The 25091-nt window shown below is 36.6% G+C and carries 12 protein-coding genes; all 12 read left to right on the top strand.

Translation table 11 applies throughout. The features are described 5' to 3' along the window. Positions 1-275: 275 nt before the first annotated feature. Positions 276-3422 (top strand): SusC/RagA family TonB-linked outer membrane protein, encoded by a 3147-nt coding sequence (locus ACFSR8_RS15345; protein ID WP_380293615.1) that lies wholly within the window; start codon positions 276-278, stop codon positions 3420-3422. Positions 3423-3433: 11 nt separating this feature from the next. Further along, positions 3434-5365, top strand: a complete 1932-nt coding sequence (locus ACFSR8_RS15350) for a RagB/SusD family nutrient uptake outer membrane protein (protein WP_380293617.1) — start codon at positions 3434-3436, stop codon at positions 5363-5365. A gap of 38 nt (positions 5366-5403) precedes the next feature. Beyond that, positions 5404-8610, top strand: a complete 3207-nt coding sequence (locus ACFSR8_RS15355) for a SusC/RagA family TonB-linked outer membrane protein (RefSeq protein ID WP_380293619.1) — start codon at positions 5404-5406, stop codon at positions 8608-8610. 27 nt (positions 8611-8637) lie between these two features. Beyond that, positions 8638-10365, top strand: a complete 1728-nt coding sequence (locus ACFSR8_RS15360) for a RagB/SusD family nutrient uptake outer membrane protein (protein ID WP_380293621.1) — start codon at positions 8638-8640, stop codon at positions 10363-10365. Between the two features lie 39 nt (positions 10366-10404). After that, positions 10405-11583 carry a DUF5627 domain-containing protein gene (locus tag ACFSR8_RS15365; RefSeq protein ID WP_380293623.1) on the top strand — a complete coding sequence of 393 codons (1179 nt, stop codon included), beginning with the start codon at positions 10405-10407 and terminating at the stop codon, positions 11581-11583. 319 nt (positions 11584-11902) lie between these two features. After that, complete coding sequence (locus tag ACFSR8_RS15370; protein WP_380293625.1) at positions 11903-13303, top strand: 3-keto-disaccharide hydrolase; 1401 nt, start codon at positions 11903-11905, stop codon at positions 13301-13303. Continuing rightward, complete coding sequence (locus ACFSR8_RS15375) at positions 13293-14636, top strand: Gfo/Idh/MocA family protein (protein ID WP_380293627.1); 1344 nt, start codon at positions 13293-13295, stop codon at positions 14634-14636. Before ACFSR8_RS15370 ends, ACFSR8_RS15375 begins: the two co-directional genes overlap by 11 nt. A gap of 3 nt (positions 14637-14639) precedes the next feature. Continuing rightward, positions 14640-15833, top strand: coding sequence for a Gfo/Idh/MocA family protein (locus ACFSR8_RS15380; RefSeq protein WP_380293629.1), 1194 nt, complete (start codon positions 14640-14642; stop codon positions 15831-15833). Positions 15834-15835: 2 nt separating this feature from the next. Further along, entirely contained in the window at positions 15836-17257 is a 1422-nt protein-coding gene (locus tag ACFSR8_RS15385; RefSeq protein WP_380293631.1) for a sialate O-acetylesterase, read from the top strand. A 137-nt stretch (positions 17258-17394) separates the two neighbouring features. After that, positions 17395-20928: a family 78 glycoside hydrolase catalytic domain gene (locus ACFSR8_RS15390; protein WP_380293633.1), complete on the top strand. Its 3534-nt coding sequence runs from the start codon at positions 17395-17397 to the stop codon at positions 20926-20928. A 78-nt stretch (positions 20929-21006) separates the two neighbouring features. Then, positions 21007-23103 carry a BNR-4 repeat-containing protein gene (locus ACFSR8_RS15395; protein ID WP_380293635.1) on the top strand — a complete coding sequence of 699 codons (2097 nt, stop codon included), beginning with the start codon at positions 21007-21009 and terminating at the stop codon, positions 23101-23103. Positions 23104-23114: 11 nt separating this feature from the next. Next, on the top strand, positions 23115-24974 hold the full coding sequence (locus ACFSR8_RS15400; protein ID WP_380293637.1) for a DUF5060 domain-containing protein: 1860 nt from the start codon (positions 23115-23117) through the stop codon (positions 24972-24974). The last annotated feature ends 117 nt before the right edge of the window (positions 24975-25091 follow it).

The following is a 25091-nucleotide window of genomic DNA, read 5'->3' on the forward strand; positions in this document are numbered from 1 at the left end:
TGATGGTTTTATTTAAGAGTAATACTATTATTAAAAACCTTTAAAATATTGAGAAAAACTATGTTGAACCTAACATTTTGATAAACAATTCAGGTCAGCATAGCTTTGGTACACATATTTTCGTAAAAATGCTGTTCTAACAGGATAGAACAGGATACGAATACCTAACTTTAATCGTAAAATTGTTAGGTATATTTTGTGGCTATACATTGGCTTAAATTAATAACAATTATACTGACTATTAAACTAAAAGAATGTTAAAACTAAAACTCAAAATGAAACAAAAAATTAAAAGACAATTTCCTGTCTTTGGGTTTGTATTAATGCTTACGCTGTTGTTATCCAGTTTTTCAAGTGTTAATCTTCATGCACAGGAAAAGATTTCTGGTGTTGTTACAGATGGAGGTGGGATACCCTTACCAGGTGTAAGTGTGATTCAAAAAGGCACCACTCGAGGAGCATCAACAGATTTTGACGGGAACTATTCTCTTGAATTAACCCTAGGTGAGAAAACTTTAGTGTTTTCTTATATAGGTTTTAAAACAGTGGAAATTTCGGTAAACGGGCAAACAACAATCAATGTAAGTCTAGAAGAAGATGTTGCAGCGCTTGACGAAGTCGTTATTGTAGGTTATGGTACTCAGAAAAAAGAGAGTGTTGTAGCAGCCATTACTCAGGTGAAAGGTGAGGATTTGATGGAAAGGACAATGGGTATAGCTAATGTTGAACAAGCATTGCAAGGAAATTTACCGGGTGTTACCGCTATACAAGGTAGTGGTGTTCCTGGAGAAGATAATATGAGGATTTTTATTCGTGGTCGAAGTTCATGGAATGGTAATGGCGATCCTCTTGTGCTTGTGGATGGTGTTAAGAGATCGATGTCCGATATAGATATGAATGATATTGAAAACATATCGGTACTTAAAGATGCTTCCGCTACCGCGGTTTTTGGTGTTGAAGGCGCTAACGGGGTAGTATTAATTACCACAAAGCGAGGGCAGACAGGAAAAGCGCAACTGTCGCTAACTTTTAATACAACCATTAAGACGGTTTCTCAATTACCAGAAAAATTAGATTCTTATGATGGTTTAATAGAAGCAAATAGTGCTATTTTACGAGGGGTAGCTCAAGCCCCCAATACATGGGAAAATTATACGCCATTGCCTATTGTAGATAAATACCGTAACCCTGCCAGTTTGGAGGAGAGTTATATTTATCCTAATGTGGATTGGGAAGAAGAGTTGTTGAAAGATTTTGCGCAAGATTATAGGGTTAACTTATCAGTACGTGGTGGTAATAAAACGGCTAAATATTTTGGTAGTTTGGCTTATCAAACCGTAAGTGATATTTTTGATGGTGGAAAATACGATAATGGAAGAGGCTATTTAGGTGAGTATCGATATGATAGATTTAACTTTAGGTCTAATATCGATTTTAATATTACAAATACTACTGAGTTGTCTGTTAACCTAGCTGGTTTCTATGGTATTAGGGAGACGCCTGGTGCAATAGGTAATGTTGCTAATGGACTTTACTTAATAGCGCCAAGTCTTTATACTCCCGTATATCCAGATGGGTTGTATGGAAACCCCTTTAGTTATTTTAATACATACGTAAACTCTGTTGAGACTTTACAGGCTAACGGTTATGATACTTTTAGAACCTTTCGAGTCAATACAGATTTTATACTAAAACAAAAATTGGACTTTATAACTGAAGGCTTGTCTTTTCAAGCACGATTTTCTTTAGATAATGAACAGAGAAGTCGGCAAGATTTAAATGATGGAGGTGTAACTTATAGGGTTTACAATGGTGATGAAGCGATTCCTCAACCTCCGCGTAACGAAAATCGATTTGATTTTGTGCGACGACCTTGGAATTTAGAAACTTTAGAAGTTGAGGACAATCGACGCCGACGTAGAATGGTGTATGACTTTTCATTAAATTACAACAGGACGTTTGCTGAAAAACACAACCTAACAGCGCTATTCTTGGTTAGGAGACAGGAGTCTGCAAGTGGTAGTGGAGGTCTTAGTGCTTTTCCAAGATACCGTGAAGACTGGGTAGGAAGGGTGACTTATAACTACGATTCAAGATACTTTTTAGATATTAACGGTGCTTACAATGGTTCTGAAAAATTTGGCCCAGGATTCCGTTTCGACTTATTCCCTTCTATTGCAGCAGGTTGGACAGTCTCAAATGAAGCCTTTATGGAAAATGCAGATTGGTTAGATAATCTTAAATTCAGAGGTTCTTATGGTATTGTTGGTGATGATAATTTTGCTGGTAGATGGCGATATATTTCTCGCTGGGAGTCAGGTAATTCTGCGTTTTTAGTGCCAAGTACATATCAAGGTAGTGGAGGAAGATCGCCTTACACGTTTTACAGAGAGGCTGTAGTAGGAAATCCAAATCTTCAGTGGGAGTCGGCTACTAAATATAACATAGGAGCCGAGTTCTCTTTGTTTAATGGTTTATTAACTGCGGAGTTAGATTATTTTGCAGAAGATCGTGATAATATTGTAATTGTTAGTGATCAAATTAATACACAACCAGATTTCTTTGGGGCAGGTCCTCCAGATATTAATCAAGGTATCGTTGAGATAAGGGGTTATGAGATTGTTCTTGGTTCCAACTATACCTTCGATAACGGTATCAATATATTTGGTGATTTTAATTTTACGCAAGCCATAGACAAAATAATACAAAGAGATGATGAAGAATTTGAACTTGATCACCGAAAAGATGCTGGTTTTCCAATTAGTCAACAAAGAACAGCCATTCCGGCCGGGATACTGACAAATTGGGACGATGTTTATATGTCAACACCAAAAGTTGAAGATCAAAATTTAACACGTGTAGGGTATTATGATGTTATGGATTTTGATGGAAACGGTATTTACGATGTTTTTGATAATGCACCTTTTGGTTATCCATCTCAACCGCAAAGAAACTGGAGTGCTACGCTAGGGGCCCGTTACAAAGGTTTCAGTATTTCAGCGCAGTTGTATGGTACTCAGAATGCGTCTAGATTGTTCAGTAACCAAACTTTTGGTAATTCAACACCTTTAATCTTTACGCAGGATTTAGATTATTGGACTGTAGATACCCCAAATAATACAGATACACAGCCATCATTTGGAGTTCCAGGTGATACAAATCCCAGAGATAACTGGTTGGATATGTCATTAACAAGGCTTAGAGCGGTTTCTTTAACTTATGATATACCAAAAGAGTTTTGTGAAAAACTTGGGCTGAAGAAACTTCAAATTTTTGCAAATGGAAATAACCTGTACTTATGGTCTAACATGCCCGATGATAGAGAGTTTAACACGGGTGGAGCAAACCAAGGTGCAGGACAGTCAAGAGGGGATTATCCTACCTTAAAAAGTTATAACTTTGGTTTTAATATGAACTTTTAAAAAAAGAAATTATGAAAAGCTATAAAATAAAAATATTAATAATCTTAGGACTCGTATTCTCATTTTCATGCGAGGACTATTTAGATGTGGCACCAGAGTCACTCATAGAAGAAGAAGATGTTTTTTCAACCTTTAAAAATGCGCAAGGTTTCGTTGAAGAAATGTATTCCTTAGTGGTGTCTTATGAACAGCAAACGCATACCTTTCAAGATTTTCTTTTGGGTGATGATGGGTTTGTGGATAGACCTACAAAAGCAAGTGGTGATATTGATGCGGGAAGGTTCTTTAGCGTTATAACTGATAATTTTTGTTACTTAAATAACCACTATCAAGTTCCTTACGGAACAAACAGAGGAGACGCAAGACCTGGTGGAGGGACTTATCAAGGGGGGGCTAATGTCACTAGTACTAATGCTTTCAATGAGCAAAGACCTGGTTTATATAGTGGTAGCTTATTTGGTATCCGTAAAGCTAATATTGTAATTGCTAATATTGATTTAATGGTAAATGCCACCCAAGCCGAAAAAGATGTTATTCTTGGGCAAGCTTATTTTTTTAGAGCGTTTTTCCATAATGAGATTATGAAATTTTGGGGGCGCTATCCATATATAGATAAAGTTTTAATAGATGATTTTAAACTACCACGTCCAGAGACCTATAGAGAAGTTGCTTTATTAGCTAACGAAGATTACAAAAGAGCCATTGAATTGTTGCCCGTAGATTGGGATAATGAGCCTTATGGACAACTAACACGTGGTGATAATAAGGGTAGGCTTACTAAAGGAACGGCGTATGCTTTTCAAGGTAAAAACTTACTTTTAGCGGCGAGCCCCTTAATGAAAGGTAACAATGTTAGTATAAATACATATGACTATGATACAGAGTTATGTGATATGGCAGTTGAAGCTTTTTCAGGAGCTCTTAAATTAGCCGATCAAGGACGTTATCGTTTAGCTTCGACATTGGACGAATTAGATGATGTGTTTTGGAGATCACCAGCACCTGGAGCATGGCCAGGAAGTACAGAATTTATGTTCGCTGCTACCGGGGGTAATAGAGTACAAGCTACAAGATTTATGACATCGGGAGTAAATCGAGCTATCCACACCACTAGTAATGGATTTGAAGTTATTAGTCCTACACACAATTTTATCCATAACAATTTTGGTATGGCTAACGGACTTTCTATAGAGGACGACATTAGTGGTGCTTACGGACCAACATTGTACGACCCTACTAAGCCTTTTGAAAATCGTGATCCACGTTTTTACAAATGGCATATTATTGATGGTGATGTTATAGATCCTGGAGCTGACGATCCGCATAAAACAGCCCAGCTTTGGTTTGAATCTTCTACTACTAAAGGTGTTCATCGTAGTACTAATGCTGAAAACCTCAAAATAGTAAATAATACAGGGTATATGTGGACTAAATTTTACCCTAAAGTGGACGGTAAATATAATACCATATGGAATCCTATTATAAGTCAATACATTGGAGTTAGACTGCATATGAGACTAACAGATGTGTATTTAATGTATGCTGAAGCATTACATGCATCTAAGGGAGCAACCACAGCACCGGCTTCTTACAGCTTAACTGCTGAGGGGGCTATTAATTTATTCCGTGATCGAGCGGGTATTCCTAATGTACACCCTAGTATAGTTTCGGATAACAATAAGTTTATGGATGAACTAAGAAGAGAAAGAGCTGTTGAATTAAGTTATGAAGCACATAGATGGGTAGATATTAGACGATGGGGAGTAGCTCATTTGGATAAATACAAAAGAAAATTGGCCTTAGATTTTCCACAAGACAGAAGTAATTTTACAGAAACACTTCTTGTAGAAAGAATTTGTGAGTTTCCTAAGCATTATTGGTTACCATTCCCTCCGGGGCAAACACTTATTTACGCAGGTTTCCCTCAAAACCCGGGGTGGTAGTCTTGTACAATTCGCTTTAATTAATATAAAGAAAAAAAATGAAGATAAATAAATTATATAGGTTGTTTACTCTAGTTAGCTTAATGTTGTTTTGCTTTTGTAATGTTACAATGGCTCAAACAGATGATGGTACAGAGATAGAAGCAACCGTGGTTGATGAACAAGGTAACCCCATAAGCGGTGTTAAGGTTTTTGGACCTAAAGGAAGTAAGACATCTTCTGATGTTAACGGACAGTTCAAAATGAATCTAAAAGATGACGAGTCGTCCATTGTCCTTGAAAAAAGGGGGTATGCATCGGAGATTATTGATGTTTTTGATGTAGTAGGCAATATTACCATGCGGAAATCTCCTTTCCTCGCTTCGGAAGATGACGAATTAAAGATGGGAGTTGCTACTAAAGATAGGCGTTATGCTATTGGAGCAATATCGTCAATTAACACAAAGGACCGATTGACTTATGACAACACGCAATTTGTGAGAAATTACATTACAGGATTAATGTTGGGTGTAAGAGGTTCTGATAATATTAGGGGTATTGGTAACGCTGTTTTTGTTATTGATGGTGTACTAGGTCGTGATCCTAACATCCTAAACATGGAAGAGGTGGAGCAGATAACAGTGCTAAGAGATGCTAATGCTGTTGCGCTTTATGGAAGTCAAGGAAGAAATGGTGTTATTGTTATTAACACCAAGCGTGGAAAAGCCAATAAAAGAGAAGTTAATGTTAATATTCGTTCTGCTATTGGTACTCCTGTTTCTTTGCCTAGATATTTAGGTGCGGTACCTTACATGCAACTTTTTAATGAAGCTCTGGATAACGATGGTGCAGCCATAAATGATGGACGAAGGTTTTCAAACGACCTTATTCGAAATACCTTTAATGGCGTAAATAAGTACAGATACCCAGATGTGGATTTATATTCAACGGAATTCGTGCAACCTTTTGTGAATTCTACACAAATTATAACTGAGTTTTCTGGTGGGAATGATAAGAATCAGTACTATGTTAATGTGGGTTGGAGTCGTAACGAAGCTTGGGTAGATCTAAATGATGATATCAATGCAGGCACAGACCGTTTTAATGTAAGAGGTAACATAGATTTTAAAGTAAACGATTGGATTACTAGTAGTATAGATGGTATTGCGATTATAAGTACGCAAAAGTCATCTAGAACGGATTTTTTGGACGCAGCTACTTCTGTAAGACCTCATGAATATTCGCCGTTTTTGCCTATAGATCTTATAGACACCAGTGACCCTACAGTAGCAGGACAGTTGCTGGCAGCGCGTACTTTTAATGGAATGCTTTTAGGAACTTCAATACAACAAGGGGCAAGATATCTTAATAATGAGGATGGTAATAATGATGCATTTGATCCAACTTCAACGCAAAGAGCCCCAGTGGCACTAGCCATTGCCGGTGGGTATGAAAATACGGTATTTCGTTCTACACAGTTTAACAACACCATCAATTTTGATCTGGATAGGGTAACAAAAGGGTTGTCTGCTAAAACCTATTTAAGTTTTGATTTTTACGATTCTTATAATGCAACAATTTTGAACCAATTTAAAACCTATGTTCCAGGTTGGGAGGGCGATAGGATAACCAATTTTGGTGTTGATAACACTGATCCACTAAACCCTGTTGCAGATAATTCGGGTATTTATGGTGAAGACCTCAAAGATCAAACTGAAAATCTTGATACCAACGGTTTTATATCTCGATTTGGTTTTTATGGACTGATAAATTACGATACCACTTTCTATAAGGACCATTCTTTAAATACCACGGTATTAGGTTTTTATAATTCGCAAAGGCAAAATGATGTTAGGCAAACAGATGTTGATACGCACTTAGGATTACAAATGGCCTATGATTACAAAAAGAAACTATTTATAGATTTTACTGCAACCTATGCTAATTCAATAAAACTACCAGAAGGAAATAGAGGTGCTTTATCACCAACTTCAGGTATAGCCTACATTATAAGTGAAGAGAATTTTTTGAAAGACAGCAAATTTATTGATTACCTTAAGTTAAAGGCTTCAGCTGGTATTATAAAGTCAGACCAAGGTATTAGAGCTCTTAATAATAATGGTACTGTTAATAATAATGCCAGTGCTTACTATTTATATGATTTAAATTATTCTAGAGGAGGTAGATTTATTTGGGCTGATGGTGATGCTAATTCAAGTTCCAATCAGAGACTAAATGTTTCACAAGGGGAAAATCTTGATTTAACATTTGAAGAGCGTATTGATTTAAATTTAGGTTTCGAAACGTATTTAATGAATTCACTTTGGATAGAGGCTAATTACTTTAGGACAGAACTTGACAAGCAATTGGCATTCTTACAAGCGCAATATCCTTCTTTTTATAATGCGTTCAGACCATATAGCAATTTTAATGAGAACTTATACACTGGTTTTGAACTAGGGATGAATTTTAAAAAGTCCTTTAACGATGTTTCGGTAAGTATAGGTGCCAATGTTTTGTATAGCCAAACAGAAGCTATACAACGATCAGAGATTAATGAGTTTGATTACCGAAATAGAGTTGGAAGAGAATTGTCTTCTATTTTTGGATTAGTGGACCAAGGTTTTTATGCTGAAACAGATTTCACTACAGATGTAAACGGTAATAGAGTTTTAAATGCCGGTTTGCCAGTGCCTCGATTTGGTAGAGTTCAGCCAGGAGACATAAAATATGCAGATCAAAATGGTGATGGCAATATTGATCAAGACGATCAAGTGGAGATTGGGCAAACTGCTAGCCCATGGACATATGGTATTAACCTAAACTTAAACTATAAAAGATTCAATTTATTTGTTTTAGGAACTGGACAAACAGGAGCTGTCGGTGATAAGTTAGATGATGATTTTAACGAATATTATTCAGTTGATGGTAATGATAAATACTCAGAAGTTGTTTTAGGACGATGGACGCCAGAAACAGCAAGTACGGCAACGTATCCAAGACTATCGGCGGGTACAAATCAAAATAATTTTAGAAGATCTACATTTTGGTTGTACGATAACAGTTTCTTTAATATTAGTCGCGCTCAGTTAACCTATGAATTTACGGACGCTTTATGCGATAAGATAGGAGTTGAAGATTTTAGCTTGAATTTTCAAGGTACCAATCTTATTGAGGTAGCTGAAAATAGAGATGTTCGTCAATTAAGAATTGGAAGGACACCTCTAACTAGAACTTATACGCTTGGTTTGAGAATGTCATTTTAGTATAATTAGAAAATTAAGATAAATAAAATGAAAAATTTAATAAAATATATATTGATTGTGTTGGTGTTCACTGGCATGATTGCCTGCGATACCCTGGAGCCTATTGATGAAAACAGGTGGGATTTTGAAGATGTAGCTACGAATCCGGATTTTGCGGAAGGTGTATTATTAAATGGATATAATGGTTTGGTAAATCAATATTCATTTTCTGAAGGAGCTACTGATGATGCTGTTAATAATGTTTTGGACAACGATTATAAACGAATGGCTCTTGGCGAGTTAAACGCATGGTTTAACCCTGCAGCGCGTTGGGCTAGGTATGAACAGGTATTTTGGGTAAACCGATTCCTAGAAGCTATTGAAACAGGAGAAACACGATGGAGCACAGACACATTAACTAACACAATGTTTGAAATGCGCATGAAAGGAGAGGCTTTGGCCTTAAGAGGATTGCATCATTTTTATGTACTTCAAGCCCATGCTGGTGTAGGTGAATCTGGAGAATTGCTAGGTATCCCATACTTTACTAAGTTTATCGAACCTGAGGGTAACTTTAATGTACCACGATTATCATTTGAAGCTTCTGTTCAGGCTATTATAGCAGATTTTGATGAGGCACTTAATTTATTACCAACAGATTATGGATTACCATTAGCAGAAGTAGATCCATGGTATTCGGAGTTAGAAAATTTTGATTATGATAAATATGGAATAGTAAATGATAACTTTTTTAATTTACGTCTTTCAGGAAAAATAGTAAGAGCCTTAAAAGCACGTTTGGCACTTTTTGCGGCTAGCCCGGCGTTTTTAGACGATCAAGGGTATTACAGTATCGCGGCAACTAATGCAGCTCAAGTTTTAAATACTATTGGAGGTGTTTCTGGTTTAGATCCAAATGGTCTTGAATTTTATATATCAGATGATAATATAAGGAGTAGTGAATCCCTTTGGCGTGCTTCTATAGGAGGTAATACTTTTAACTATGAAAGAAGAATGTTTCCGCCTTCAGTGAATGGAAATGGGGAGATTAACCCAACACATAACTTTGTAATGGCATTTCCAATGCAAGACGGATATCCTGCAACTGAAGCTAATGGTTTTGACCCTCAAAACCCTTATGCTAACAGAGACCCTAGGTTAGAAAAATATGTTGTTGTTAATGGCGCTACTTTTGTAGATGCTACAATTAATACAGGTGTTGGCGGAGGCAATAATAGATTGGATTCTATCCCCGGGCAGTCAACAACTACAGGGTATTACCTTAAAAAATTATTGCATCCAGGAGTTAGAATAAATAATGATGGAACTGCTCAAGGTAGGAGACATGCCAATGTGTATTTTAGATATACTGAATTGTTTTTAATATTAGCAGAAGCAGCTAATGAAATTGGTGGACCTGACTATCAGGTTGATGGTATTACCGCTCGCGACGTAATTGCAGCAATACGCAATAGAGCAGGAATTGCACAACCAGATAATTACTTGGCTTCTATTGCCAGTACAGAGGATATGCGAGAGCTTATTAGAAATGAACGTCGTATAGAACTTAGTTTTGAAGGACACAGGTTTTGGGATATTAGAAGATGGGAACTACCTTTAAATGAATCAGCTAGAGGTTACTTTTTTGACGGAAGTAATTATGTTGAGTTACCGTCTGTTGAAATTAGAAATTTCCAACCATTTGCGACTTATATGCCAATTCCAAATGCTGAGACTATAAAATTTCCTGAACTGGAGCAAAATAATGGCTGGTAGGACAAATGTATATTTTATAAGAATTAAAAAATATTAGACATGAAAATAAAATTAGTAATAATATTCGCAATTGCCTTTAGTTTAATGGCTTGTGAAAATCAGGAAAATGAGTTTCCTGATTTTGGATCAACTTCAGTGTATTTTCCATTTCAGACGCCTGTAAGAACACTAATTCAGGGTAAGTATGATTTGGGTTTTAACGATAACGATAATAATGGACGGTTTGAAATCGGTGTTATCATGTCGGGAGTTTATAATAATAATGCAAACCGAAGAGTGCATTTTGAGCTGGCTCCTGAATTAATAGATGCTACGGCTTTAGGCTTAGATACTGTAAATGTGAAGGTGTTGCCAGCTTCTTACTATACTATTGAACAGGAGAGCCCAGTAACCATTCCTTCCGGCTCTACAAAAGGGCGTATTCCGGTGCAGCTTTCAGATGCCTTTTTTGATGACCCGGAATCATTTGCAGAATTTGGTGAAGTGCATTATGTAATTCCATTAAGAATTACAGATTATGAAGAATTAGATTCGCTTTTAGCGGGTGTACCGGCTGAAGGTGTTACAAATCCTATTAAGATTAAAGCAGACGATTGGGAAACACAACCTAAAGACTATACGCTTTTTGGTATCAAGTTTATGAATAAATATCATGGTATTTATTTAAGACGTGGTGAGGATGCAGTTGAAGGATTTGTTTCATTGGAAACGGTCTTTGCAAATGGTGCTCCCACAGAATCAGAATCAAGGGCCATTGATAGCTCTACAGTTTATAGATCTGAGTTTGTTGTAAAAGATGAATTACTTCCAGTATCAACTGCAGGAAGGAGTGCAACGACTACTACTATTAATGTTAGAAGAGCAGATCCAGATCTTGCTACTAATAATACATTGTCTTTACTATTGACATTTAACGATAATGAAGAAATTACTGTTACTAATGCTGACCCAAATAGCACGGTTACTGTAACGGGCTCAGGAAGGTTTGTAGAGGATGCAGATGAATGGGGAGGAGAAACTAGAGACGTAATTTACTTAGATTTTCAATACCGAGAACTGGAAGTTGAAGTCACTGAGGTCCGCTTTTTAGGTAGCTTAGTTTCAACGACAACAGCAACTCTTGATTTAACACATTCAGTTAAAGATACTTTAGTTATTAGAGACAGGGATGTTAAATTTGAGGAGTTTACGGTTGATTTAACCACTGCTACTCCATAATTAAAAAACTTGACCGTTTTTTAATTAATGGTTTTGAAAATAAAAGAATGAAAAGATGGGCTTTAAGCCCATCTTTTTTTATTCATGACATTAATATAGATAACAATATCTAGCTTAAAAATCATCACCAAAGCATATGGCCCATTATTCATTCAGGATACAGCAGGATAGGATTTATTATTTATTTCTTTAGTTTTAAGCATTAATCAGTTTTATAGCACAGTTAAATTTATTTAAGTGTTTGAGTTAGTCAATGCTTTCCATCATATATTTTAGTTTGTTATGATGGAAAGCTTTTTTTATTTTTAAAAAATATACCATGAAAAAATTTTATTCGTATTTGTTAATTGTTGTTGGCTTTATCAGTTTGAGCAATGTGTATTCGTGTAAGCAGCAGGAAACTGTACCCTGGGTTAACTTAATACCCGATCAGGGCCTTGATGGCTGGAACGTAAAAGGAGGCAATGCCCCTTATAAAAATGTTGATGGCGTCATCATAGGTACGACTGTAGCCAATACACCAAATACATTTTTAACGACTAATGAAATGTATGGAGATTTCATTTTTGAAATAGAGTTTAATGTAGATTCAACAATGAATTCTGGTATCCAGATACGCAGCAATAGTTTACCATATTACCGAGATGGTATGGTGCACGGTTATCAAGTGGAGATCGATCCATCCAAACGTGCTTGGAGTGGGGGCATATATGATGAAAAACGACGTAGATGGCTTCATCCTCTTGAAAATAATCCTAAGGCTCAACAAGCGTTCAAGCAAAATGAATGGAACCATTATCGTGTGGAAGCTATCGCTGATACTATAAAGACATGGATAAATGATGTTCCGGCATCATACCTGATTGATGATAAAACCCCTTCCGGTTTTATTGGGCTACAGGTGCATGGCATAGGAAAACACATAGAAAAATTAGGAAAACAAGTGATGTGGCGAAATGCTAAAATTATGACAAAAGATTTGGAAAAATATTCACGGAAAACACCGTTAGAACCAATAATTACGAAAAACAATATCACATTTGATGAGAGGCGTGCCGGTTGGAAAATGCTATGGGATGGAGAAACCACTAAAGGTTGGCGAGGTGCAAAATTGGATGGATTTCCAGATACTGGTTGGGTAATTGAAAATGGAGAATTAATTGTTTTAGCCTCTGGAGGTGGCGAATCCGAAGCTGGAGGGGATATTGTAACAACAGAAGACTATAGCAACTTTGAGTTAAAAGTAGATTTCAAACTAACGCCCGGGGCAAACAGTGGGATAAAATATTATGTAGATACTGAAATTAACAAAGGTCCAGGTTCTTCAATTGGATTAGAATATCAAATTTTAGATGATGAATTACACGAAGATGCTAAAAGAGGTTCCCATGAGGGTAGCAGAACTGTATGTTCACTATACGATTTAATAAAGGCAGATCCCAACAAACCAGTTAAACCTATTGGAGAGTGGAATACAGCATATATTAAGTCTGTAAATAACCATGTGGAACACTGGATAAACGATGTTAAGGTTTTGGAATATGAGCGTGGTAGCGACGAATTTTTAAAATTGGTATCAGAAAGCAAATACGAAAAATGGCCAAATTTTGGCCTGTTAGAAAAGGGGCAAATCTTACTCCAAGATCATGGGGATAGAGTAGCTTTTAGAAACATTAAAATTAAGGTCCACACACCAAAAAAAGACAAGAATGGAAAATAAAAGACGAACCTTTATTAAAAAGAGTGCTTTGGCTAGCGTTGGCGTAAGCTTCGCAGGAGGTGTAAACGCAATGTCTGCCTTGAGTTATGGGAATATACTCGGAGCAAATGATAGAATAAATGTTGCCATACAAGGACTGGGAAGGCGATATGGTGCATTCATTCCGGCGATAGCCTCAAAAGATAATAATATTCGTCTGAAATATTTATGCGATGTACTGCCCAGTCAAATGACCAAAGCAACTGCTAAGGTTGGTGAAAAAATTGACTATAAGATTGAATTAGAAGCTGATATTCGTAAAATATTGGACGATAAAGACATTGATGCAATTTTTATGGCTACACCCGATCATTGGCATACTCCAGGTGCTATAATGGCAATGAATGCAGGTAAGCATGTTTATGTAGAGAAACCCTGTAGTCATAATCCAAGAGAAAATGAACTTATTGTAGAGGCTCAAAAAAAATATAGTAAAGTGGTGCAAATGGGAAACCAGCAGCGGTCTTCTCCACAGAGTATCGAAATTATTAACGAAATTCATAACGGTATTATAGGTAATCCATACAAAGCCATAGCGTTTTATACCAACGGAAGAGGAGCAGTGCCACATCCTGTTAAATCCCCGCCTCCTGAAGGATTAAATTGGGAGTTGTTTCAAGGCCCTGCGCCAAGAAAAGATTATAGGCACGACACTTGGAATTATAATTGGCATTGGTATGGTTGGGATTACGGTACCGCTGAAATGGGTAATAATGCTACTCATGAATTGGATATTGCTAGATGGGCATTGGATGTGAAATATCCAGAATATGTGGATGTTATAGCCGGAAAACATCAATTTATTGATGACGGATGGGAGATGTACGATACAATGGAAGCTAATTATAAATTTGCTGACAATAAAATGATACAGTGGGATGGGAGTAGTAGAAATGGATATTCAAAATACGGACGAGGGCGTGGAACTATTATTTATGGTTCTAAAGGTTCTGTAATTGTGGACAGAAATGGATATGAACTTTATGACCTTAAAGGAAAACTAATAAAGGAAAATAAATCCAGTGGAAAAGAAGGTGGTACTGCCCTTGGTGGTGGAGGCGATTTATCTACGATGCATGTAGTCAACTTTTTTGATGCCATTAGAGGGAAAGAAAAGCTTAACTCGCACATAGAAGTAGGCGCTATTTCTCAAATGCTTACGCATTATGCCAACATTTCTTATAGAATTAACAAGGGCTTCAATGTGGACGAGAATACAGGCAAAATTTTCGATAGGGAGGCTATGAAACTTTGGTCCAGAACTTACGAACCTGGTTGGGAACCGAAATTATAATAATTGAAAAGACGATCATTCATTACAAAAACAGGACTAGCAACCATAGGTGTTGCCAGTGGAAGTCACTTATATGCTAAGCCATTTTCCATAATTGGCGCTAATCGTTCTATCAACATTGGTGTTATTGGGTCAGGAGATAGAGGTGGAGGACTTAGTTCTATAATTAACACAATCGATGGCGTAAAGGTTGTCGGTTTATGTGATATTTTGCCATTTAGGTTAGAAAAAGGCTTGGCAAAGGTGGATTCAAATTCAAAAGGATATGCCGATTATCGCAAACTTTTGGATAATAAAGACATTGATGCGGTAATAGTAGCAACCCCATTCAATACGCATTCCAAAATTGCGATTGATGCACTTGATGCAGGCAAACATGTGTATTGCGAAAAAACAATGGCAAAAGGATATGGAGGCATTCGGGCGTTAGTGGAAAAAGCTCAAAATTCAAGCCACATTTTTCAAACTGGTCATCAGTACCACAGTTCAAGGTTATATACCCACGTTGTGGATTTAATTAAAAATGGAAAAGTAGGCAATATTACAGCCTTTGAATGCCAATGGAATAGACATAGTAATTGGAGGCGGCTTGTTCCAGATCCAAAATTTGAGCGGGCTATCAACTGGCGGATGTATAAGGAGTTTTCAGGCGGACTTGTTGCAGAATTATGTTCGCATCAAATTGATTTTACTAATTGGGTATTGGGCGAAACGCCACAAAAAGTAATGGGAGTTGGCGGCATTGATTATTGGAAAGATGGCAGGGAAACCTATGATAACATTCATCTAATTTACAGTTATGCAAGCGGTGTAAAGGCAAAATTCACCTGTTTGACCAGCAATGCCAAAGATGGTTATCAAATAAAGGTTATCGGCGATAAGGGCACGATTATTATTGATACTAGGCATGCCTGGTTTTATCCTGAAGGCAAGCGCAAAAATAGAGTAATTAAGGATGTAGATGGAGTTAGTGGGGCAACCGCACAATGGGATGCCGAAAAAGGTATGCGCATTAATGTTGAACACTTAGGTCCAAGTAAACAAGCATTATTGGATTTTAAAACTGCAATTATTGATAATTCAAGCCCAATATCAAATGTAATCACAGGGGCCAAAACTTCAATTTGTGTACAAATGGGCTTGGATGCTATGTACAATAATAAAATTGTAACCTGGAATAATAATGTGCTACCCTAACAATGTCATATAAAACAAAACTTCTGGTGTTATTTTTTGCTATTTGTACGTTTTGTGCATATAGTCAAACACAATTACCTTCTGTGTTTGGAGATAATATGGTTTTACAGCAAAACGAACAGGTGGCTTTTTGGGGCAAAGATGTACCACATGCTGAGATAAATATTATTTCAACCTGGGGCGAAAGTGCAAAGGCTACCACCAATTCCGCAGGCTTTTGGGAGACTTCAATAAAAACTAAAAAGGCATCTTTTAAAACTGAAGAACTTCAAATCCAGGGAAGTGAAACTATAACATTACGAAATATTTTAATAGGTGAAGTTTGGTTTTGTTCAGGACAGTCTAACATGGAAATGCCGTTAAAAGGGCTAAGGAAATCTAAAGTATTAAACGCCGAAGGATATCTTCAAAAATCTGATAATAATCACATCAGATTATTTAATAATGCTCGAACTGCGAATGTTTCACCTAGTTTTAATGTCAATGGAAAATGGCAAGAATCGAATAGGGAATCAGCTTTGTCCTTTAGTGCAATTGGCTATATTTTTGGCACAAGACTTTTTGAAAAATTAAATGTTCCCATTGGTGTTATTGAATCTTCTTGGGGAGGCACCAAAATAGAAAGTTGGATTCCTAAGGGTTATCTATTAAAGTATGATGGCATAAAATTTTCAGATAGTTTGCCGAAAGAGCAGAATAAACAAAAAAAACCTTCTTTCCTGTACAATGCCATGATTCATCCTTTCAAAAATTTCAAAGTAAAAGGCATGCTTTGGTATCAGGGTGAAAGTAATAGTGGCCAACCGGAACCATATTATGATTATATGACCGATTTAATATCCTCTTGGAGAAGCCAATGGGAAAATAAAAATCTTCCTTTTTATTTTGTCCAGATTGCACCATACAACTACACCAAATTTAAAAAGAGAATTGCATTTAATGCAAATCTTATTCGGGAAGCTCAATTAAAGGTATCCAGAGATATAAAAAATACGGCTATTGTTGTTACTACAGATGCTGGCGATTGCAATGATATTCATCCTTCAAAAAAAGAGATTATAGCTATGCGTCTGGCAAATATTGCCCTAGCTAATCAATACAATTTTAAGACCACCAATTTTCGAAGTGCAATTTTGGAGCGAACTACCATAAAGGACAATAAAATAACATTAAAATTTAAATTTCAGAAAGGGGATTTCTTCATAACACAAGAAAATATAAAGGGGTTTACAATCGCTTCTTCAAATCAAAAATTTCATCCTGCCCAAGTAAGTTTTAGCAAGGATAAAAAGAGTATCATCCTTTATAGCGAAAATGTAAAAAAACCAGTAGCTGTCAGATATGGTTTTGAGGACTGTTTTGAAAGCAACTTGAAAACAAAATCGGGTTTGCCAATTTCCATTTTTAGAACCGATAAATGGTAATTACCACAATTGCATTACTTTTTTTAACTTTCAGGACAGAACAGGACGGAATTTGTTATGTCAAGTTTTATTTTTAGTTCCTCGTATTAAGACGTGATTATTCAAATACAAAAAATCAGATTTTAACATAAATTCTCATGCGAAACAACAATTTTTTAATCCTTATTTTCAGCATTTTATACGTTTTTACACCTTTAAATGCTCAGCAAAAAAACGCTTCCGATAAACCGAACATCATTTTTATTTTAACAGACGACCAGCGGTTTGATGCCATAGGTTACGCGGGCAACAAATTTGTTGAAACTCCTGAGATGGACAATTTAGCAAAATCAGGAACCTATTTTCATTCGGCTATCGTTACAACACCTATTTGTGCAGCCAGTAGAGCCAGTATTTTCACAGGTTTACATGAAAGAACGCATAATTATAACTTCCAAACGGGAAATATACGTGATGAATATATGGCCAATTCTTATCCAACGCTATTAAAAAACAATGGATATTACACTGGTTTTTTCGGTAAATATGGTGTGCGTTACAACGGTAAGGAAAAACAATTTGATGAATATGATGATTACGATAGAAACAATCGTTTTAAGGATCGCAGAGGCTACTATTATAAAACTATTGACAACGATACGGTTCATCTAACAAGATACACCGGGCAACAAGCATTAGATTTTATAGATAAAAATGCTAAAAACGAAAAACCATTCTGTCTATCATTAAGTTTTAGTGCACCCCACGCCCATGATGGTGCTCCAGAACAATATTTCTGGCAAAATACTACCGATAATTTATTAGTTGATACCACAATTCCAGAACCAGAACTAGGCGATGATAAATACTTTTTGGCACAACCGAAAATGGTAAGAGATGGTTTTAATAGATTACGTTGGATTTGGCGCTACGATACTCCTGAAAAGTATCAGCATAGTTTAAAAGGATATTACCGAATGATTTCTGGGATAGATTTAGAAATCAAGAAAATCCGAGAAAAACTAAAAGAAAAAGGTGTTGATAAAAACACTGTCATTATCCTTATGGGTGATAATGGCTATTTTCTTGGTGAGCGACAGTTTGCAGGAAAATGGCTCATGTATGAGAACTCAATTCGTGTACCTTTAATTGTTTTTGATCCTAGGGTGAATAAACATCAAGATATTAAGGAAATGGTACTTAATATTGATGTGCCACAAACCATAGCTGATATAGCAGGTGTAGAAGCGCCAGAAACTTGGCAGGGCAAAAGCTTACTGCCAATCGTTAAGCAGGAAACCAATATGATGAGTAGGGATACTGTTTTGATAGAGCACCTTTGGGATTTTGTAAATATACCTCCAAGTGAGGGCGTGCGTACTGAGGAGTGGAAGTATTTTAGATACGTAAACGACAAATCCATTGAGGAGTTATACAACCTAAAGAAGGATCCTAAGGAAACTAAAAACCTCATTGGCAAGAAGAAATATAAAGCCGTAGCTGATAAGTTAAGAGCTAAGCTTGACGAGTTGAGCAAAAAAAATAGCGACGCATACAGAGCGGCGCCCACAGAGTTAACTGTAGAGTTAATAAGAGAACCCTCAACGGACGTTGAAATTTTTGATCTAAAACCAGAGTTTGGATGGACAGTGCCATTGGGGTCTAAGTTCCAAGGGGCTTACCAGATATTGGTTGCTTCAAGCCTAAAAAATATTGATAACAATAACGGAGATGTTTGGGATAGTGGTCGAGTAGCTTCAACTAAATCAACAGATGTTGAGTATGAAGGTAGTCCTTTAGAACTTGGAAAAAGCTACTATTGGAAAGTTAGAATTTGGGAACAAGAAAACAGATTGGTAGATTATTCTAAAGCTCAAAAGTTTACGACCGGTAAGAGTGATAACTATATCATTTCAACTGAAAATAAATACCTTATTGACAAGGTGAACCCTGTTAAATTCGAAAATAGAGGGGACTTTTACTTTATTGACTTTGGTAAGGCGGCTTTTGCAACCATCGATTTCAACTACACAGCTAAAGAACCACACACCTTGACTCTTAGAATAGGTGAAATGCTGGATGATAATGGGAATGTAAACAGAACACCTCCGGCAAAAAGTAACATTCGTTATCAAGAAATAAAAGTTGATGTAAAACCTGGAAAAACAAAATACCAAATAGAAATTAACCCAGTTCCAGACAAGCGTATGAAAGGGCCAAGTAAAGCAATTCCTTTGCAAGAAGGATGGCCTGTTTTACAGCCGTTTAGATATGCGGAAGTTGAAGGCGCTCAGACAGATTTAAAAGCAGAAGACTTCGAACAATTACGATACACCAGCTACTGGGATGATAATGCAAGTAGCTTTGAAAGTAATGATGATATTTTAAACCAAGTTTGGGATTTCTGTAAATACTCTATTAAAGCAACCACTTTTGCTGGTTTATATGTAGATGGCGACAGAGAGCGCATTCCTTATGAAGCCGATGCATACCTTAATCAGTTAAGCCATTACACCACCGATAGGGAATACGCAATAGCGAGACGTACCATAGAGTATTTTATGAAGAATCCTACTTGGCCAACAGAATGGCAACAGCATGTAGCGTTGTTAATTTATGCAGATTATATGTATACCGGAAATACGGAATTAATAGAGCGTTACTATGAGCCATTAAAGCATAAAACCCTCTATGAACTTTCTAATGAAGATGGTTTAATAACATCAACAAAAGTTACCGAAGAGTTTATGTATAAGCTAGGGTTCGAAAAAGGTTATAAAAAACCATTGACTGATATTGTAGATTGGCCTTCAAAGAATTTTGCAGGAAGCAAAACAAAGGGAGAACGCGATGGATTTGTGTTTAAACCGTACAGTACAGTTATTAATGCTTTCTTTTATGAGAATATGAAAATTATGGCTGAGTTTGCTACATTGTTAGGAAAAACGCAAGAAGCTTTGGATTTTGAATATAGGGCGGCAAAAGCTAAAAAAGCGGTTAATGAACAAATGTTCGACAAAGAGCGTGGTGTTTATGTAGATGGTATTGGTACAGACCACGCATCTTTACACGCTAATATGATGCCTTTAGCATTTGGGCTTGTTCCAGAAGAACACTTTAGTTCTGTTGTAGATTATGTTAAATCTCGAGGCATGGCCTGCAGTGTTTATGGCGCACAATTTTTAATGGATGGTTTGTACAACGCGGGTGAGGCAGATTACGCACTGGAATTATTAACAAGTGAAGCCAAAAGAAGTTGGTACAATATGATCAGAATAGGCTCAACAATTAGTTTAGAAGCCTGGGATTATGAGTATAAAGTTAATTTAGATTGGAATCATGCATGGGGTGCAGCTCCGGCTAATGTGATACCAAGAGGGTTATGGGGTATTAAACCTAAAACTCCAGGATTTGGCATTGTTACTATTAAACCACAAATGAGTAAATTAAGATCAAGTGAGATTACTGTACCAACGGTTAGAGGTTCAATAAAAGCTAGCTACAAGTACAATGGTGCTAGATTGCAAACTTATGAAATCGAGATTCCTGGTAATATGGTAGCCGAATTTACATTGAATGATTTAAATGGAAAAGATTTAATTCACAACGGAGAAAAGGTGCCATCTGCTTTCGAGTATATAAGGTTGTCACCAGGTAAGCACACTATTCAGCTTAAAATTAATTCATTTTAAAAGAAAATGAATACTTAAAAAAAGCCAGTAAGATTATGTTTTTACTGGCTTTTTTTGTAAGTTTTACTAAAGATAAAAATGAAAAAGAGTTACTTTGGGTTATGTTTGTTATTAGTGTTTTGTTCTTTTGTTGAAGCTCAAAAAGAATTAGTTGCTGCATTAGACAATTCAACTAGAGTGTCTGGTGATGGTGAAGGCGGTTTGTATTTTGCAGGAACTAGGACTGTAAACTATAGGTTTTCTCCAAGAATAACACCACATGGCGATTGTGTAGATGTTGTTAACGGTTATGCCTTTGTTACTTGGTACAAAGGAGGTATGGATACCCGTAATTTAATGTTGTCAAGAAAGAACTTAAATGTTTCAAACTCCAATTGGGTTACTATTGAATTTCCACACCAACATGTTGGACAAGGCGGGGAACTTCTTAATGGTACAGGTATACGTGGCGATTCTCATAATACAGCGGCTATTGGCGTAAGTACAATTGATAATACCATTCATATTATATATGACATGCATGCTTATAGGTCATCTTCGTTGCCCAATCATTTTTTTAATTATTCGGTATCCATGGCAAACAAAGCTTTTGTGCCTGATAATGAATTTACCCTTGATATTTTTAACTCTAAGCGAAATTATTTAAAATCTGGTGAGGACTATGAGCGGATGACTTACCCGATGATCCACAGAGCTGATGATGGAAGTTTGATTGCCAGATACAGGCAAGGTGGCTCTGGTAATGGAGATATACTTTTAGCGCACTATAATGGTAGTGTTTGGAGTGATAATTGGTTGTTTCATGAAGGTACTTTGTCTTCACCAAATACGAATAATATGTACGGCGGTGAACGTTTTTTAAACGGCAAATTTTATTCTGGTTTTTCTATACGATACTCCACTAATAGTGATACCAATACTAGTAACGGATATATGTTAAATAGCGGATTATATTATGCGTACACTAACGGAATTCCTGCAAATGCATCCATACCCTGGTTTGATGTTGATGATGCTTCTATTTCCTTACCAATCCGAAATAATATTAACCCAAATCTAGATCCAGTTCAGATTGCACAACCAGGTGATGATTATGGGACAGCTTCATTGCCTCGATCGTCTTCTGATCCAGCATGGACAGTTACTGAAAATGGTGCGATTCATTTTGTGCAACGTGTCGATAATAGAAATGTGCACTATTATAAGTTGGCTACTGATACTAATTTTTCTAGTGACGTAGGAGGACTTATTCCAAATCCACAAGTTCGTGGGGAAATTTATAGCTATAAAAATCATGTGTTTATGGTAGAGCTTTTAGGCGGAAAGGTAAATATCAAAACAACATTGGAGGATCAGAGTAATTGGGAAATAGTTTATGCAGGTACAGAAAGTACAAATTATGCACATTTTGATGCTTTTGTTGATGGTAATAAACTATATGTTTATCTCATGGAAGATACTGGAAACAATACGCCTGGAGTTGGTGATAAGCGCCCATTGTATTTTCAAGAATTTACACTATCTGAAGTTGATGCCCCAGTTTTGATATCACTAGAGGCCGAAGATTATACCACGGCTTCAAATGATATTAATGTGGGCTCAGGCGCATCTGCTTCTGGAGGCGAATATATCGATGCTTTCGCTTCAAGTCAGTTTATAGAACATAAATTTCAAGTTACCACTGCGGGCACTTATGATTTTATTCTTTTTGCGGCAAATAGAAATAGAGATGATTCCATTATGGATATTGAAATAAACGGAACTTTATATGACGATGTTTTAATCACAAGAACCTTTGACTGGAATGTGTATTTAGAAACTCGAATCCCCAATATAACACTAAGCCAAGGAGAGAATACGGTAAGACTTACACAAAGAAGATCATTATCTAGCGAACCTGATAAAATTGAGTTTGAGTTGAAGTCAGCCTTAAGTACAAGCGACTTTAATATCCAAAAAGTACTGGTTTACCCTAATCCTAGTGAAGGTGTTTTCAATATTAAATCCAATATTCAAAACCTTAGGTATAACTTATTAAATATTCAAGGCCAAATTATTCAAAGAGGAAGAGTTTCTAAAAGTAAAGTAGATTTTTCAAACCACACACAAGGGATTTATTTTTTAGAATTATCAAATGAAAGTAATAGACTTATTAAAAAGATAGTTATTGAATAAACCAATACAGAATGAATAAGCTACTTACTTTTCTTTTTTTCTTTCTCATTATTCTATGTTCATGTCAACAACAAAAAGATGCTAAAATAGATGGTGAATTAAAAAAATGGCACAGAATTGTGCTTAATTTTGAAGGCCCACAAACTAGTGAAATGGATGCTAACAATCCATTTTTGAACTATCGCCTGGATGTAACGTTCAAAAAAGATGAAAACACTTTTGTCATCCCAGGGTTTTATGCTGCCGATGGTATTTCGGCAGAAACCAGTAGTGATTCAGGTAATATATGGCAGGTGCGTTTTACGCCCAACGTTACTGGGGAATGGACCTATAACGTTTCCTTTAAGGAAGGAGAAAATGTTGCTATTGCAGAAGATGTAACCAATGCCTCAAGTGCCGGTTTTATGGATGGCCAAACAGGTAGTTTTACCATTGCAGAATCTGATAAAACGGGCAATGATAACAGAGCTAAAGGAAAGTTACAGTATATCGGCGAGTCATACCTTAAGTTTGCGGACAGCCAAAAATATTTTATAAAATTGGGAGTGGATGCCCCAGAGAATTTGCTCGCCTATACTGATTTTGACGTGTCCACAAATGCACTCGGTTTTCAAAAAGCATGGGAGCCACATACTAAAGATTTTGATGATAGTGCCGTTCCGTACCTATGGCAAGAAACCAAAGGAAGGAACCTTTTAGGTGCCATCAACTATTTGGCAAGTGAGGAATTAAATGTATTTTCTTTTTTAACTTTTAATGTTGATGGAGACGACCGAAATATTTTCCCTCATTTATTGAAAGTCCCGATTGAAGATTATGAAACCTATGCTAGCATAAAGAAAAATAAAGAAGCTTGGGAAACCATGTTTCGCAAAACACGGTTTGATGTTTCTAAACTAGACCAATGGGAGCGTATTTTTGAATATGCCGAGACCAAAGGCATGTTTTTGCACTTTAAAACCCACGAAACCGAAACCGATCATTTAATGGACAAGGGTGTGTTTGGTACCGAAGGTAAATTGTACTACCGCGAGCTAATTGCCCGTTTTGGGCACCACTTATCAATGAACTGGAATTTAGGCGAAGAAAATAATCAACCTACTGAGGAAGTCCTAAAGGTAGCGGACTACGTTTCAAAATTAGACGCATATAATAGTCATTTGGTCTTGCACACCTTCCCGAATAAGGACGATAGGTACTACGATTTTATTGGTGATCAATCACCCTTAACAGGAGCATCTTTGCAATTGAGTCATCCAGATTTTAACGACGTTCATGGAAGGGTTTTAAAATGGCGAGAAAAATCAAACGCCACAGGTAAAAAGTGGGCCTTGGCCGTTGATGAACCGGGAAAAGCAAATATTGCACTATTGCCGGACGATGAAGATCCAGAACATAATTATGCCAGAGGAAGGGCTATGTACGGTACGCTGATGGCAGGCGGTTACGGAGTAGAATGGTATTTTGGCTATGCCAGCCCCAATTCTGATTTAACATGTCAGGATTTTAGAAGTCGCGATTTGTTTTGGGATCAAAATAGATATGCATTATACTTCTTCAATAATTATATCCCGTTTTGGAAAATGGAACCGCGTGATGATTTAGTAGTTTCTGAAGAAATATCTTATTGTTTAGCCAAGGAAGGGGAGGTTTATGCTATTTATACAGAAGCGAATGCAGGTGAAATAAACCTAGATTTAGGAGCCTCTACTAGCTCATATAAAATAAAATGGTTCGACCCAAGGAAGGGTGGCGATTTGCAAGAAGGCAGGGTTTCTTCTGCCAAAGGCCCAGGAATAGTTAAATTAGGAGAGCCACCGTCAGAAATTGATAAAGATTGGATGGTTTTAGTGAGTACGGATTCCATTTGAGCTAATTAGGTTAAAATGGTCTGTTCGTTCAATATAAAGTAGTTTTTTTTCTTTTTTCCTTAACAATTACCGCACAGTACAGGACAGGTCTACAGATTTCAAATTTTATCTTTAACA

Source organism: Hyunsoonleella rubra, from assembly GCF_042684665.1.
GTDB classification, from domain to species: Bacteria; Bacteroidota; Bacteroidia; order Flavobacteriales; family Flavobacteriaceae; genus Jejuia; species Jejuia rubra.

Excerpts from the sequence above, each read along its gene's own strand:
- ACFSR8_RS15345 (WP_380293615.1), top strand. The coding sequence starts at position 276 with ATGAAACAAAAAATTAAAAGACAATTTCCTGTCTTTGGGTTTGTATTA.
- ACFSR8_RS15350 (WP_380293617.1), top strand. The coding sequence starts at position 3,434 with ATGAAAAGCTATAAAATAAAAATATTAATAATCTTAGGACTCGTATTC.
- ACFSR8_RS15355 (WP_380293619.1), top strand. The coding sequence starts at position 5,404 with ATGAAGATAAATAAATTATATAGGTTGTTTACTCTAGTTAGCTTAATG.
- ACFSR8_RS15360 (WP_380293621.1), top strand. The coding sequence starts at position 8,638 with ATGAAAAATTTAATAAAATATATATTGATTGTGTTGGTGTTCACTGGC.
- ACFSR8_RS15365 (WP_380293623.1), top strand. The coding sequence starts at position 10,405 with ATGAAAATAAAATTAGTAATAATATTCGCAATTGCCTTTAGTTTAATG.
- ACFSR8_RS15370 (WP_380293625.1), top strand. The coding sequence starts at position 11,903 with ATGAAAAAATTTTATTCGTATTTGTTAATTGTTGTTGGCTTTATCAGT.
- ACFSR8_RS15375 (WP_380293627.1), top strand. The coding sequence starts at position 13,293 with ATGGAAAATAAAAGACGAACCTTTATTAAAAAGAGTGCTTTGGCTAGC.
- ACFSR8_RS15385 (WP_380293631.1), top strand. The coding sequence starts at position 15,836 with ATGTCATATAAAACAAAACTTCTGGTGTTATTTTTTGCTATTTGTACG.
- ACFSR8_RS15390 (WP_380293633.1), top strand. The coding sequence starts at position 17,395 with ATGCGAAACAACAATTTTTTAATCCTTATTTTCAGCATTTTATACGTT.
- ACFSR8_RS15395 (WP_380293635.1), top strand. The coding sequence starts at position 21,007 with ATGAAAAAGAGTTACTTTGGGTTATGTTTGTTATTAGTGTTTTGTTCT.
- ACFSR8_RS15400 (WP_380293637.1), top strand. The coding sequence starts at position 23,115 with ATGAATAAGCTACTTACTTTTCTTTTTTTCTTTCTCATTATTCTATGT.